The 14549-nt window shown below is 42.8% G+C and carries 14 protein-coding genes; 10 read left to right on the top strand and 4 right to left on the bottom strand.

Going from position 1 to position 14549, the window contains the following annotated elements:
• Positions 1-100 precede the first annotated feature (100 nt).
• Together CSW98_RS07205 and CSW98_RS07200 are read left to right on the top strand one after the other, a co-directional pair.
• The gene (locus CSW98_RS07205) at positions 101-1312 is read left to right on the top strand and encodes an MFS transporter (protein WP_100800040.1); all 1212 of its coding nucleotides are present in this window, start codon (positions 101-103) and stop codon (positions 1310-1312) included.
• A 105-nt stretch (positions 1313-1417) separates the two neighbouring features.
• Positions 1418-2038, top strand: coding sequence for a LysE family translocator (locus CSW98_RS07200; protein ID WP_100799791.1), 621 nt, complete (start codon positions 1418-1420; stop codon positions 2036-2038).
• Positions 2039-2331: 293 nt separating this feature from the next.
• On the opposite strand, the gene CSW98_RS07195 is transcribed toward CSW98_RS07200, so the two are convergent.
• Together CSW98_RS07195 and rpiB are read right to left on the bottom strand one after the other, a co-directional pair.
• Positions 2332-2862 (bottom strand): MltR family transcriptional regulator, encoded by a 531-nt coding sequence (locus tag CSW98_RS07195; protein ID WP_100799790.1) that lies wholly within the window; start codon positions 2860-2862, stop codon positions 2332-2334.
• Between the two features lie 331 nt (positions 2863-3193).
• Positions 3194-3646 carry a ribose 5-phosphate isomerase B gene (gene rpiB / locus CSW98_RS07190; RefSeq protein ID WP_100799789.1) on the bottom strand — a complete coding sequence of 151 codons (453 nt, stop codon included), beginning with the start codon at positions 3644-3646 and terminating at the stop codon, positions 3194-3196.
• A 260-nt stretch (positions 3647-3906) separates the two neighbouring features.
• On the opposite strand from rpiB, the gene alsB reads away from it, so the two are divergent.
• The 6 genes from alsB to CSW98_RS07160 all read left to right on the top strand — a co-directional run bounded on the left by alsB (position 3907) and on the right by CSW98_RS07160 (position 9901).
• Positions 3907-4851: a D-allose transporter substrate-binding protein gene (alsB, locus tag CSW98_RS07185; RefSeq protein WP_100799788.1), complete on the top strand. Its 945-nt coding sequence runs from the start codon at positions 3907-3909 to the stop codon at positions 4849-4851.
• A gap of 36 nt (positions 4852-4887) precedes the next feature.
• The gene (gene alsA / locus CSW98_RS07180; protein WP_100799787.1) at positions 4888-6414 is read left to right on the top strand and encodes a D-allose ABC transporter ATP-binding protein AlsA; all 1527 of its coding nucleotides are present in this window, start codon (positions 4888-4890) and stop codon (positions 6412-6414) included.
• A complete protein-coding gene (gene alsC, locus CSW98_RS07175) occupies positions 6396-7376 on the top strand; it encodes a D-allose ABC transporter permease (protein WP_100799786.1) in 981 nt (326 codons plus the stop codon). Before alsA ends, alsC begins: the two co-directional genes overlap by 19 nt.
• Positions 7377-7382: 6 nt before the next feature.
• The gene (alsE, locus tag CSW98_RS07170; protein ID WP_100799785.1) at positions 7383-8075 is read left to right on the top strand and encodes a D-allulose 6-phosphate 3-epimerase; all 693 of its coding nucleotides are present in this window, start codon (positions 7383-7385) and stop codon (positions 8073-8075) included.
• Positions 8068-8970, top strand: coding sequence for an allose kinase (gene alsK / locus CSW98_RS07165; protein ID WP_100799784.1), 903 nt, complete (start codon positions 8068-8070; stop codon positions 8968-8970). The genes alsE and alsK overlap by 8 nt, the downstream gene beginning before the upstream one ends.
• 73 nt (positions 8971-9043) lie before the next feature.
• Complete coding sequence (locus tag CSW98_RS07160) at positions 9044-9901, top strand: SIS domain-containing protein (RefSeq protein ID WP_100799783.1); 858 nt, start codon at positions 9044-9046, stop codon at positions 9899-9901.
• A 27-nt stretch (positions 9902-9928) separates the two neighbouring features.
• On the opposite strand, the gene CSW98_RS07155 is transcribed toward CSW98_RS07160, so the two are convergent.
• Both CSW98_RS07155 and CSW98_RS07150 read right to left on the bottom strand, forming a co-directional pair.
• Positions 9929-10246 carry an AzlD domain-containing protein gene (locus tag CSW98_RS07155; RefSeq protein WP_100799782.1) on the bottom strand — a complete coding sequence of 106 codons (318 nt, stop codon included), beginning with the start codon at positions 10244-10246 and terminating at the stop codon, positions 9929-9931.
• A complete protein-coding gene (locus CSW98_RS07150; RefSeq protein WP_100799781.1) occupies positions 10243-10980 on the bottom strand; it encodes an AzlC family ABC transporter permease in 738 nt (245 codons plus the stop codon). The genes CSW98_RS07155 and CSW98_RS07150 overlap by 4 nt, the downstream gene beginning before the upstream one ends.
• A 210-nt stretch (positions 10981-11190) precedes the next feature.
• Between CSW98_RS07150 and CSW98_RS07145 the strand changes: the two genes are divergently transcribed.
• Entirely contained in the window at positions 11191-13173 is a 1983-nt protein-coding gene (locus CSW98_RS07145) for a peptidase U32 family protein (RefSeq protein ID WP_100799780.1), read from the top strand.
• Positions 13174-13325: 152 nt separating this feature from the next.
• Complete coding sequence (locus CSW98_RS07140; RefSeq protein ID WP_100799779.1) at positions 13326-14516, top strand: DEAD/DEAH box helicase; 1191 nt, start codon at positions 13326-13328, stop codon at positions 14514-14516.
• Positions 14517-14549: the final 33 nt, after the last annotated feature.

Genomic DNA, 14549 nt, shown 5'->3' with positions numbered 1-14549 from the left:
AGAATAATAATTATACCAAAGCATCTTGAGCTCACTTCGGTATAATCAGTATACTGTTTTGATATTGCATTTCATTATAATTGAGAAACTGCCTGTGAAAATAGATAATCCTGCCCGTTCCTGGCAGACTCCGCAAAATTTCCTGATTCTTATTTCTATCGTTGTACCCATGGCTTTCTCTACCTGGATGGCGTTGTTGAATAATTTTGCCGTTGAACGTGCTAATTTTACCGGTGCCGATATCGGTTTACTGCAGAGTGTACGAGAAATCCCAGGTTTTTTGGCGTTTTCTGTGGTGTTTGTGCTGCTGTTTATCCGTGAACAGCGTTTTATCATTTTGTCGCTTATTATGCTGACTGCAGGGACTATGATCACAGGTTTTTTCCCGTCACTGGGTGGATTGTTGTGTACGACACTGCTGATGTCTACTGGGTTTCACTATTTCGAAACGTTAAAACAGTCTTTGTCATTACAGTGGTTAACAAAAGAAGAAGCTCCAGAGGTGCTGGGAAAGCTGATATCGATCGGAGCGCTGGCGTCGTTGTTTTCTTATGGGGGATTATGGCTGCTGCTTGAATGGTTCCGGCTGGATTATGTATGGGCCTATGGTATTAGCGGTGGCGTTGCTCTGTGTGTCGTGATTCTGATTGCTTTTTCTTTTCCTGGTTTTGAGGCTCATACTCCTCAGACAAAAAAACTGGTTCTGCGTAAGCGTTACTGGCTGTATTATGCTCTGACATTTATGAGTGGTGCCCGCCGACAAATTTTTACCGTATTTGCCGGTTTTTTGATGGTTGAGCAATTTCACTATTCTGCTGCAGATATTTCCCTGTTGTTTTTAATCAATTATTTATTTAACTGGTTGTTTGCCAAAAAAATTGGCCGTCTTATTGGTAAGATCGGGGAGCGTAAGGCTCTGGTGTTTGAATACATAGGCTTAGGTATAGTGTTTACCGGGTATGCTTTTGTGAAATCGGCAGAATGGGCGGCGACTTTATATGTTATGGATCACCTGTTTTTTGCATTGGCATTGGCGATAAAAACTTATTTCCAGAAAATTGCTGATCCGGCCGATATGGCTTCAACTGCGGGAGTCTCATTTACTATCAATCATATTGCAGCTGTGGTTATTCCGGTTACTTTTGGTATTGTCTGGCTGGTTTCCCCGGCAGCTGTATTTCTGATGGGAACGGCAATGGCACTGCTGTCGTTACTGCTTTCACTGAATATTCCGGATCACCCACAGGAAGGAAATGAGGTCAGACTGTTTCGCTGGGACAGCAGGAGGTCGTTATCCACAGAAGATGTGTAGTTAATCCTGTTCATAGGATAAAAAACGATATGGATCCAGATAAATCGTTATCTGGATCTGTTGAAAAAAGGCGGACTGAGTTAAGAAGATAAGGGAGGTGAATAGATGAATATTGCGCTGTTAACGGTTTTTATACCGACGTTTTTCTTTGTATCGATTACTCCCGGTATGTGTATGACTCTGGCGATGAGTCTGGGGATGAGTGTTGGTTATAAACGGACGCTCTGGATGATGGCCGGAGAAGTGGTTGGGGTTGCTCTGGTTTCTGTTTCTGCTGTGGTTGGTATTGCTGCGGTGATGTTGAATTATCCCTGGTTGTTTACCGGCTTTAAAGTAGCCGGTGCGGGTTATCTGTTTTATCTCGGTATTCAGATGTGGCGCTCCCGGGGAAAACTGGCATTAGGTGCGGGTGATGCATCGGTTCGGGCTGGTAAAGACTGGGATTTGGTTGTTCAGGGGTTTGTCACCGCGATTGCTAATCCTAAGGGGTGGGCTTTTATGATTTCTCTGTTACCGCCATTTATTGACCAGAGTCAGTCAATTTCCCATCAGCTTCTGCTGCTGGTTTCTATTATTATGGTTTCTGAATTTATCTGTATGACTCTTTATGCAACCGGGGGGAAAGGACTCAAAAAGGCGCTGGGGCAGGCAGAGAATGTCCGTCTGATGAACCGTATATCGGGAACATTAATGATGGGCGTCGGGATCTGGCTTTTTGTCAGTTAAAAATTATCAGATTATTTTTTATACGGGTGGATCTGTAACTCTTGATGATATATTATGTATATACATTGTATATGAATGAACGGAGATATCTTATGAAACCTGAAATGATTGAGTACCCGGTTTTGGGGTTGTTGGAGCGTATCTGCCTGTTTTCGCTGGTAGGTATGATTTCGGTTTTTGCTCTGGTGTGATTATTCACCAAAGTGAAACGCGAAAACGGCTATAGCTAAATTAGACAGGCTATAGCCGTTTTTCTATATAGGTGCGGGTATTGTTCTATATAAATGAGGATGTCAGAACGGGCTGTCTTTATTCAGTTCATTACATATTTCTATGATAGCCAGTGACAGACCGGACTTAATAATTCGCTGTTGTCTTAACAACTGTAACTGGTAAAACTCTGAATCGGTTTCTTCACTGGGGGAAGCGACATTCAGCTGCGCCATATTCATGCTTTTCAGCAGAGACATCTTCTTTATCGCAACCAGAATTGCGGGGTCGGTAAACTGATATTCCTGAGCATCATTATTCAGTTCATTCCTTAGCCTGATGATATCCTCAATGTCATGATAAATATCGTCAGGGATCACTCCTAATCCATAAAGAAGTTTTAAGCGAACAGGAAGGTTGCCCAGCGGACCAGAATCATGCAGAAGAGGGCCAACAACAGACTGAACCGCAAAATTGTCTTTGCGGAAAATTCTTTGCATAAGAGCATCAATAGCTTCCTCCAGTATTTCTACTGTAGTGATAAAAAAACCACGTACTGAAGGCGTACTATTGAGTTTTTCGATGATGTCTGTTTCGTTGAATACGTCTGTCATAATTGGGTGCTGATTCTATTGTTGTTGTATTCTAGCGCAACTACAGTACTTTTTAGCAGTGTTTTTTGCTCCCTCTGGCGCAGAATGGATAGATTTTCACCGCAAAGAATACCTGAGAAGTCATTAATAGAGTAATTATACCAAAGTAGCCTCAGAATATTTGTCCTGTGAGATTTTCTTTAAGACAGAGTTTTTCTGAAGATATCAATAGCCATTCTGCGGAGAGAAGCAGTAATTTTGTCAAAGAGATGCGCTTTAGCTGTAGTGTTGATTGGAGAGAAACAAGGATGAAGAGTGATATTTTTATCAAAAATATCACTCTTTGCTCTGTTTATTTTATGGTTCCTGAAAGTTCAATTTCTTCAATCTGTTGCACTCTTTTTAAATGCCTCTCTCCCTCAAATGATGCGGAAAGCCAGCTATCAACAATCATCTTGGCTAAATCCAGGCCAACAACTCGTGCGCCGAAACTGAGGATATTGGTATTGTTGTGCTGTTTTGACAGACGGGCACTGTAGGGCTCGCTGCAGACAACGGCTCTGATCCCTTTAACCTTATTTGCCGCAAGGGATATGCCAACACCCGTCCCGCAGATCAATATACCTTTATCTGCCAGCCCATCTTTGACGGCATTTGCTACGGCCAGTCCGTAAACCGGATAGTCTGTTCTTTCTTCTGTATGGGTTCCCATATCAATGATCTGAATCCCCTGATTTTCAAGATACGCCATGATGGATTTTTTCATGGAATAACCGACATGGTCATTACCTATTGCAATTTTCATAAAACCTCCGTTTTTAACTAATTCTAGTTTAAAAGTTAAAAAATAAAAAAGCAAAGATGATTATTTGTGCGTGAAACCGATTTCAATCAATGAGTTATGTGTTATTTGGATTTTATGGTTTATATTATTGAATTATTTTGTGACATAAAGGGTGTTTTTTATACGGAATAATGGCTAGATTATGACAGTCATCAGTGTGGTTTTTCATCTGATGATGAATAAACGTGAAATAACTAATCCTAATGAGCTTGGAGTACACAATGAAAATGACATCTCTAAAAGCCTCTGCCCTGGCCTTACTAATGAGCTTTACGGCTTCGGCTTCAGCAGCAGACTACGCCGTGATCCTGAAAACCCTCAATAATCCATTTTGGGTTGATATGAAACAAGGCATAGAGAAATTTGCCAAAGAAAAAGGTATCGACGTTGATATCTATGCATCTGCAACAGAAGGTGATATGCAAAGTCAGATGCGTCTGTTTGAGGATATAACCAACCGTGATTATAAAGGGATTGCATTTGCTCCTTTAAGTTCTAACAACCTTGTGACCCCTGCAATAAAAGCATACAAGAAAGGCATCCATCTGGTTAATCTTGACGAGCGTATTGATATTGAAGGTATGCGCAAAGCCGGTGCAAACGTAGCCGGATTTGTTACGACAGACAACGTTCAGGTTGGAGGCATTGGTGCTTCTTACATAGTGGACACGATTGCAGGTAAGAAACCAAGTAAAGTCGCAATTATTGAAGGTAAAGCAGGTAATGCTTCTGGTGAGGCGCGTAAAAAAGGTGCGGAACAAACTTTTAAAGCAGCAATGAATGTTGAGTTGGTGGCTTCTCAGCCAGCAGACTGGGATCGCATGAAAGCTCTGGACGTGGCAACCAATATCATTCAGAGAAATCCAGATATTTCAGCAATTTATTGTGCTAATGACACCATGGCTCTGGGAGCGGCTCAGGCCGTAAGAAACGCCGGGAAAGTGAACGATATTCTGGTTGTTGGTACAGATGGTGTGCCTGAAGCGAAGAAAATGGTTGCGGCAGGAAAGATGTCTGCAACGGTAGCTCAGGATCCGGCAAGAATTGGTGTGATGGGGATGGAAATCCTTGTTGAAGCTGTTGAAAGCGGTAAGCAGATTGCGGTGGATACAGAACCCAAAATGGCAATGGTGCCTGCATTGTTACTTACTAAGGATAACCTGTAACTAGTGAGCGGCGTTAGCCGCTCTTTGGAAACCGCTATGACTGAGCCAATTATTGAAATGACGAATATTGCCAAACACTTTGGAAAAGTGAAGGCATTAGACGGTGTTAATTTAAAAGTCTATCCCGGAGAAGTACATGCTTTGCTGGGGGAAAACGGGGCAGGTAAATCAACCCTGATGAAAGTATTGTCCGGGATCCATGCACCTACTGATGGTCACGTGATCGTTGATGGCAGGGAATATCCCGGCCTGACGCACAGTGAGGCTGCCGAGCTGGGGATCAGTATTATCTACCAGGAACTGAGCCTTATTGAAGAACTGAGTGTACTGGAAAATATCTTTATCGGGCGTCTGGAAGTTAAGAAGAAACTGGGTATTGCGTGTGTAGACTGGGATTCTATGCGCCAGAAAGCTAGCCAGATAATGCGTGAACTGGGGATGGATATTGACCTTGATGAGAAAGTCGAAAATCTGGCTATCTCTTATAAGCAGATGGTTGAAATTGCCAAAGCGCTGGCTACACATGCCAGAGTTTTGATTATGGACGAACCGACTTCGTCGTTAACGGATAAAGAAGTGGATAAACTCTTTGACGTCGTCAGGCAATTACGATCAAACGGAACTGCTGTGGTTTATATTTCGCATAAGCTGAAAGAGATCCGGCAGATCTGCGACCGGTATTCAGTATTACGTGATGGCCGCTCTATGGGATCAGGTCTGGTTGAAGATACAACGGACAAGGATATTATCCGCCTTATGGTGGGAAGAGACATTGCAGATGACCGGTATCACTCTGCAGCCAGCGATGCTATTGAAAACTCAGAAATTCTTTTCTCTGTTAAAGGTATAACATCCAGTAATAAAAAATCGGTCATCGATGTTTCATTTGATATCCGGCGCGGAGAAATTATGGGATTCGCCGGATTAGTTGGTGCAGGAAGAACCGAAATCATGAACTGTCTTTTCGGTATTGATTCTCTGGCGTCCGGAAAGCTTTTCTACAGAGGTCGGGATATTACGCCTAAAGATCCTCTGGATGCGATTAATAACGGTATTGCTTATGTTACCGAATCCCGACGTGAAAACGGTTTTTTCGATAATTTTAATATCAGTCAGAATATTGCTATTGCCCGCTCCCTGAAAGATGGCGGACGTGGTGGCATGATGGGATTATTCTCAAAATCGAAAGAAGATGAACTATCGCATAAATATAAAGAAATGCTTGGTATTAAATGTGATTCAATTTATCAAAAGATAACAGATCTATCCGGAGGAAATCAGCAGAAGGTTATTATTTCAAAATGGATGGCATCTAATCCGGATATTATTATTTTTGATGAGCCGACAAGGGGTATTGATGTCGGTGCTAAATCAGAAATATATAAAATTATGCGTAAACTTTGCGACGATGGAAAAGTTGTCATTATGGTGTCTTCAGAACTACCAGAAATCCTGGCTGTAAGTGACCGGGTTGCTGTAGTTAAAGAAGGAAAAATTTCTAACATTCTAAATAATACCGGAATTTCCGAAGAGGAGATAATGAAATGGGCACTGCCACAATAGAGCAATCGCAAAAGAAAGCGAAAATTAATTTCTCCGAAACTTGGGAGAAATATGGAACAATGGGAATATTGGCGCTGATTGTTATGATATTTGGCGTCAGTTCACCGGAATATTTCCTTACCAGCAACAATATTTCTCAGATTTTTACTCAGTCAGCAGTGACGGTATTAATTGGTATGGGGGTGTTCTTTGCCATATTAATAGCCGGTATTGATCTATCTGTGGGGGCTGTTCTGGCTCTGTCTGGAATGATCACTGCCAAGCTGATGATTGCCGGTATGAACCCGGTTCTGGCGGCATTAATTGGTGGTGTTTTTGTTGGTGGTGGTTTAGGTGCCATCAATGGAGCATTGGTCAATTACACAGGCTTGCATCCATTTATTATTACACTGGGAACTAACTCTATATTCAGGGGATTGTTGTTAATTATTTCTGATGCAAACTCTGTATATGGCTTCCCTTATGAATTTTCAGATATATTTGCCGGTACACTGCTTGGTATACCGACACCCGTTATACTGGCTCTTGCCGTTGCTGCGTTGTTATGGTTTATGACTACAAAAACCCGTTTGGGAAGAAATATTTATGCCATCGGGGGGAATCAGGAGTCCGCACACTTCTCTGGTATTAATGTAAAAAAACACACGCTAATCGTATTTATTATTTCTGGTGTCTGTGCTGGCTTAGCGGGTGTGGTATCAACGGCTCGTTTGGGTTCTGCTGAGCCATTGGCTGGTATGGGATTTGAAGTGTTTGCTATTGCCAGTGCCATTATTGGCGGAACCAGTTTCTTCGGTGGTAAAGGCCGAATTGTAAGTGTTGTTATTGGTGGTTTAATTATCGGAACCATTAATAACGGATTAAATATTCTTCAGGTTCAAACTTATTATCAATTAGTCGTTATGGGTGGTCTTATCATTGCAGCTGTTGCTCTTGACCGCTTTATTTCAAAGAAAGGATAGACGTAAATGAAAAAGCCATTAATTGCACCATCACTGATGTGTATGGATTTAACAAAATTAGCGGAACAAGTGTCGTTTTTTGATGATAAAATCGGTTATTACCATGTGGATATTATGGATGGACATTTTGTTCCCAACCTAACTTTATCACCATATTTTGTTGAACAATTAAGTAAGATATCCAGTGCTCCATCAGATTGTCATCTTATGGTAACGAATCCATCCATGTATATTGAGCCTCTGGCTAAAGCCGGAGCTGCGATGGTAAGTTTTCATTCAGAAACAGCTAACGGGCAGGCATTCAGACTGATTGATACTATCCGTTCATATAATATGAAATGTGGGCTGGTATTAAACCCGGAAACCCGTTTAGAAGAAGTATCTTTATATCTGAATCGTATTGATAAAGTTACTCTGATGACTGTTGATCCGGGGTTTGCAGGACAGCCGTTTATTCCTGAAATGCTAGATAAAATTCGAGCCTTCAAAAAGTACAGAGATCTGCATGATCTTGATTTCCAGATAGAAATCGACGGTTCATGTAATGATAAGACATTCGGCTCTCTGATTGAAGCCGGGGCTGATGTCTTAATCGTAGGAACGTCCGGCCTGTTTAACTATCACTCCGACATAGAAGTTGCGTGGAGTATTATGGATAAGCAGATTGATGCGCACATGCTGGAGGTTGCTCATGAGTAAGACTGGGGTTTATCTTGGTGTGGATATGGGAGCAACTCATACCCGGTTATGTGTTCTGGACGGAAATAAGAACATTATTGAACTGACAAAAATAAAAACAGAAGAGATTGTCAGTAATAGTTTAAGTCTGGGGCTGACAAGCTTTGTCCGAAATATTCTGGACAAGCATAAGCTATTTATACATCGCGCTGTAATTGGTCTGCCGGCTACCATATCAAAAGACAGAAAACAGGTGCTTTCTACACCTAACCTGAGTGTTGAAAAAGAAGAATTTTCACAACTGGTGATCGGAATGCAATCAGAGTTTGAATGTCCGATTGAATTAGAAAGAGATGTGAATCTTCAGTTGGCTTATGACACCTACCACCTGAAAATAGCTAAAGACAATGTCCTGGGATTTTACTTAGGTTCTGGTTTTGGATTTTCTATCTGGCTTAATGGTGACACTTATGTGGGAGCACATGGTGTGGCCGGTGAACTGGGGCATATTCCGTATGGTGAGCAGGGTGTAAAATGCGGGTGTGGTAACTATGGTTGCCTGGAAAGCCGGGTCTCCGGTGTCAGACTTAAACAATATTTTGATGAACAGAATTCTGATTATTCAATTGAGGAATTTTTTAAGCAGAAATGCAATGAAGCTTTTATTCAGAATTATATTGATGATGCAGCCAAAGCAATGGCTGCTGCAATAAACCTGTTTGATCCTGATATTGTATTGTTAGGCGGAGGTGTTATGGATATGAAAGGTTTTCCGGCGTCTTTACTGAAAAAACAAATTAGTCAGCACGTCCGAAAGCCGTTGCCTCATGATGAACTTACTTTTTTAAAAGCAACATCATCAGCATTTAATGGTGCCACAGGTGCGGCTCTTCAGGCATTAAACTGGACACATTAACTATTTCATTCTGAAATTTAAAGGTGTAAATTGGCTGTCTATACGATAGCCTTTTTTTGTTGGATGATAGTTAATGAAGTTACATAACGATCAAGTTTATCCCCGTATCAGAATGTTACTACCCTCACTTACCAAGACAGAACAACATATAGCAGAATATTTTCTGACTCCCCACGCTGTAACTAAAGATACAACGATTAATGAATTAGCGGCAGAACTGGATGTATCAAATGCATTGATTGTTAAGCTAGCAAAAAAATTTGGTTATGATGGATTTCGTGAACTAAAAATAAAATTATTGCAGGTTGAAGCTCAACATGATTATTTTCCGAATCAGCCATTAACCCGGAGTGATGATTGTGCTCAGGTGATGCAAAAAATATTACAGAACTCGGTTAATTGTCTTCAGGAAGTATTATCTCTCTCTATTGTGCCTAAGATAGAAGAAGCGGCAGAGCTGATTACGGAAGGAAAAAAACTGTCTATATTTGCTGTTGGGGGAACGTCTGTTATCAGTGATGATTTTCATCATAAGCTTATCAGTATTGGTATTACTTCCTATGTTCCTAAGGATTATCACCTGATGCTGATGTCAGCCAGTCAGATGTCTTCTGAGGATGTTGTTCTGGTTATTTCTCATTCAGGGCAGACGGTTGATTTATTAGATGCGGTGGAAGAAGCCAGAAATGCTGGCGCTAAAATTATTACTATCACCAACAATTACAGTGCTGCTCTTGCTGAAATGTCAGATATTTCTATCTTTGCTCCTGCTTCTGTTGAGCCTATTCTTGGTGCCGGAGGCTCTGCCAGACTGGTTAAACTTGCGATAATAGACTGCCTGTTTGTCACGATTGCCAACAGCCAGCCGGATGTGACGGAAACTAATATAGAAAAAACCATGCAGGCAACCCGGAAATTGCATGTCAAATAATATGTGATGGTGACTTCCCGGGTTGGGTTATACAAAAACAGCCAGTTTAAGCACTAGAAACAACCCCATACTGACAACGGTTGTCAGCAGTACATTTTTGGTTTTCCAGGCAATCAGAGCGGCTAATATGGCTGCCAGCAAATAAGGGTTGTCCGGGCTGATACCAAGTTTACCTTCCGGAAGAAAAACGATGGGACCCCAGATCGCTGTCAGCACAGCCGGGCTGGAAAAACTGAGCAGGTGCTGAGCCTTGGCATTGAGTTTTAACGGCAGTCGGGGCTCAAGGAACAGATAACGGCTCAGAAAAACAACGCCCGTCATTGCCAGAATATAGAACATAATCATAAGACTCTCCGCTGGCTTTCTTGTTTTAGGCGCAGGGTGTCACACAGATAGCCGATCACCATACCGGACACTGAGGCAATAATCAGTCCGCTTTCGATGTTCCAATAAGCAAACAGAACGGAAAGTAATAGTGAGCTGACTACACTAGCAAAGGCCGCTACGCTTTTGATGGTAGGAACCACGATAGCAATAAAGGTTGCGGCAACGGCAAAATCCAGTCCCATTGCGTTAAGGGAAGGAATATGGCTTCCTGCAACAATACCAAGCAGGGTTGTTGCGTTCCATACCAGATAAAAGGCAGTGCCGACACCCAAAGCGTACCAGGGACTAAATTCTTCTTTTGTCTGACTGCCACAAATGGCAAATAACTCATCGGTCAGCCAGAAACCTAGTCCGAGCCGCCATTTCAGAGGCAACGGACTAATTTTACTGCGCATAGAGACGCTGTACAAAAAATGACGGGAAGTAATGAAAAATGTTGTCAGCAGTAAAGTAGCAAGCCCTGCACCGGTTTTAAACATACCGACGGCAACCAGTTGTGCTGAACCTGCAAACAGAATGGCTGACATTGCCTGTGCTTCATAAGGGGTCAGTCCTGCTTCAATGGCAAAACTTCCGGCCAGAATCCCCCAGGGGATAACGGCAATACATAATGGCAGACTGGCCACCGCTCCCCGCCAGAAATGATGCTGGCTGGAATAAGATTCCGAAGATATAGCGGTATTTGTATGCATAGCTGAATAGATACCCCCGATAGAGCCGCTGATAATATAAGCATAGACTTAGCTAGTATGAGACCACTTAAGTACAAATAATATGGGGGTTAACAAGGGTGATCACAATACTTTCGGTTTAAAGAGAAACAGGCTGATTGAAAATAAGTGAGAAAATCTGTGAGCTGCGCAGTAGAATAGCTAATTGGTTGTGTAGTTAGTGGTATATTTGTGAACAGAAATCAGTTTGAGTTATTAGCACCGGGAGGTGATGCAGAGTCAATCAAGGCTGCGATAGCAGCAGGAGCCGATGCAGTGTACTGCGGGCTGGATCGATTCAATGCCCGTAACCGGGCGACTAACCTCTCGCTAGATGCTTTGAAAGAACTTCTGGTTCTGGCTCATCAGCATCAGTGCAAGATTTTTATTACATTGAATATCATTATTCTTGAAAGCGAACTCAGTGCGTTGGTTCGTCTACTGAATCAGTTGGCTAACACTGATATTGATGGCGTGATTATTCAGGATCTTGGACTGGGATATATCCTTAAACATTATTTTCCGACACTGGATGTTCATGCTTCGACACAAATGAACACGCACAATGAAGGTCAGATCCTGTTCACCCGGAAACTGGGGGTCAGCAGGGTTAACCTGTCTCGTGAGCTGAATATCCGGGAAATCAAGCACCTGACTCAGTTTGGTCGTGAACATGATGTGTTAATGGAAGTATTCATCCACGGTTCTTATTGTATCGGTTTTTCCGGGCACTGTTATATCAGCTCGGTACGTAACGGTGCATCCGGTAATCGGGGGCGGTGCAGTCAGCCATGCCGGGATACTTATCAGACAACGGAAATGGGTGTTGACCATCCGCTGAATATGAAAGATAACAGTGCATTCACGGATCTGGATGCCTTGGTGGACGCCGGTGTTTATTCCCTGAAAATCGAAGGCCGGATCAAGAAGCCACATTACGTGTACACTGTTGTCGATAACTGGCGCAGACAAATTGATCATTATTGTACTACGGGTCAGTTACTGACGGATATGACCGAGCTTCATACTGTCTTTAACCGTGATTTTTCCACCGGTTACCTGAATGATTCGATCGGACAGGAAATGATGACTGATAACCCCAGAGATCATTCTGCGGCTTATTTCATCCGACAGGAAGGCGCAGAATCCTTACCGGATATACAAAGAATCAAGCGACAGGTTTTTGATAAAAAGACCGAAATTATCCAGATAGTTGATGAAAAAATTCACCAGCTTATGGCGGATCTTACGCCAGCCTGCACAGAAAGCAAACGAGTAGCCCACAGGACGTTGCCAAAACAGACTCGTCCGGATCCTGTGTCTGAATCTCCGAAATTATCGGTATTAATCTCATCTTCAGTGGATATTAAATTGGTTGAAAATCGTCAGGCCGAGATTTATTACCAGCTACCTTCGGCTCTTGCCCGTAACCTAGATTCGCTGGTGGCGCTATTTAATGCCGAGCCGTCATTATTGCCCTGGTTTCCTGCTATTCTGATAGGTGAGGACTATTCAGCCGCAGCGCAATTTCTGCAGAAAATAACGCCCCGGCGAATAGTGACCAATAACACGGGTGTCGCGTATCTGGCCGGTAAGGCTGGCCTTTCGTGGGTTGCTGGGCCGGAGCTGAATATCACTAACTCGTATGCTCTACGTTGTATTCAAGACGAATTCTCAGCAGATGGCACTTTTATTTCTAATGAAATTAAAGCGTTACAGATGCGGCAAATTGTTCGTCCGGATAACTTCCGTTTGTATTACAGTATCTACCATCCGATTACGCTGCTGACCAGTCGCCAGTGCCTGTTCCAGCAAACAGAGGGGTGCCGTAAGAAACGGGTAAACAGAGGGTGTCTGCCGAACTGTGAAAAATCCACTTCCATTATTAATCTGAATGGTTCGGAGTATGTGATTCACAAACAGCGGGGAAGCTATAACCGTATGTACAGCAGCCATAATTTTCTGAATACCGGGGTATTGAACGATATTCCGGGGCTGTATACGGATGTGCTGATTGACCTGCGGGACATCAAAACAGAAACTCGCCTGAGTATTAATAAACAGCAGGTCATCGATTTATTCACCGGGCTGGTTCAGGGCAGAGAAGAGTCTGTAACGAAGCTCAGAAATGCGATCACACCAACGTCTAATGCACAGTATATTAAAGGACTATGAGTTCCGAACACTTACAGGTTAAAGAAAAATTGCTGCCTGATGTGGTTTGGCACTATACTCCGCGCGTTTGGTGGTGTAGTCAGGGCGTCAGCTCGCCCTGATAACTCGGTGTTACATCGCTGTCCTTTAGAAGAATGTTACACGAGGTTGTTATGTCTTTTGCTTCTCTTAATCTGCATCCATTATTGCTGCAGGCTGTATCCGATGCCGGATACTCCAGACCGACTGATATCCAGAATAAAGCCATTCCTCAGATACTGAAAGGCCGGGATCTGATCGCGGCAGCACAAACCGGAACGGGAAAAACAGCCAGTTTTGTGCTGCCGGTTCTGCATCAGTTGCTGAACGGAAAGACACAAAAGAAAAAGCGCTTTCGTGCTCTGATCGTTGTACCGACCCGGGAACTGGCGATTCAGATAGAACAAAAAGTAGCTCTGTATGCCCGGCATACAGAGCTGACCTGTACAGCAGTTTATGGTGGAATCGATGAGAAATTGCAAAAGCAGGCACTTATCGAAGGTTGCGATATTTTGGTTGCGACTCCCGGCAGACTGCTTGACCTTTATACTCAGCGAGCTCTGTACTTTGAAGAGGTTGAACTGTTTGTATTAGATGAAGCTGATCGTATGCTGGATATGGGCTTTATCGATGACATTAACCGTATTGTTACCCGTCTTCCTGAGAGTGCTCAGCATCTGCTTTTTTCGGCCACTTTATCTAATAAAGTACGAGATCTGGCTAAATCAGCGACGCATAATCCTTATGAAATATCCATTGCAGCAAAGCAGGCATCAAAAAGTTCTATTGAACAGTGGATCGTTACTGTTGATAAAGATAAAAAATCGGCGCTTCTCAGTCATATGATCCAGACCCATCAATGGCATCAGGCTCTGATTTTTATCGAAACCAAACACGGAGCTGCTAAGCTGGTCACTCAACTGGAAAAGCGGGGGATAGCTGCGGAGGCTTTTCATAGTGGTCGTAGTCAGGCGGTACGGAATCAACTGCTGGACGATTTTAAAGCCGGAAAGGTGCCATACCTTATTGCAACCGGAGTGGCTGCCCGTGGTATCGATATAGTTAATCTTCCACTGGTGATTAACTATGATCTGCCGTTTCCGGCAGATGAATATGTTCACCGTATCGGGCGTACAGGACGTGCTGATGCTCAGGGAGAGGCTATTTCTCTGGTATCAAAAGATAACTTTAAGAACCTGTGTATGATTGAAAGCCGTCTGGGTCATCTACTAGAAAGAAGGGTGATTGACGGTTTTGAACCTAAAAAACCGGTGCCTGTCTCTATACTGAATTATGTACCTAAACATAAAAGACAAGAGAGCTGATAAAAAAGAAAATAAAGAAAAAGAATAAAGACA

It is taken from the genome of Vibrio sp. HA2012 (assembly GCF_002812955.1).
Taxonomy (GTDB): Bacteria; Pseudomonadota; Gammaproteobacteria; order Enterobacterales; family Vibrionaceae; genus Vibrio.
This window is presented reverse-complemented; position numbering and strand designations above follow the sequence as displayed.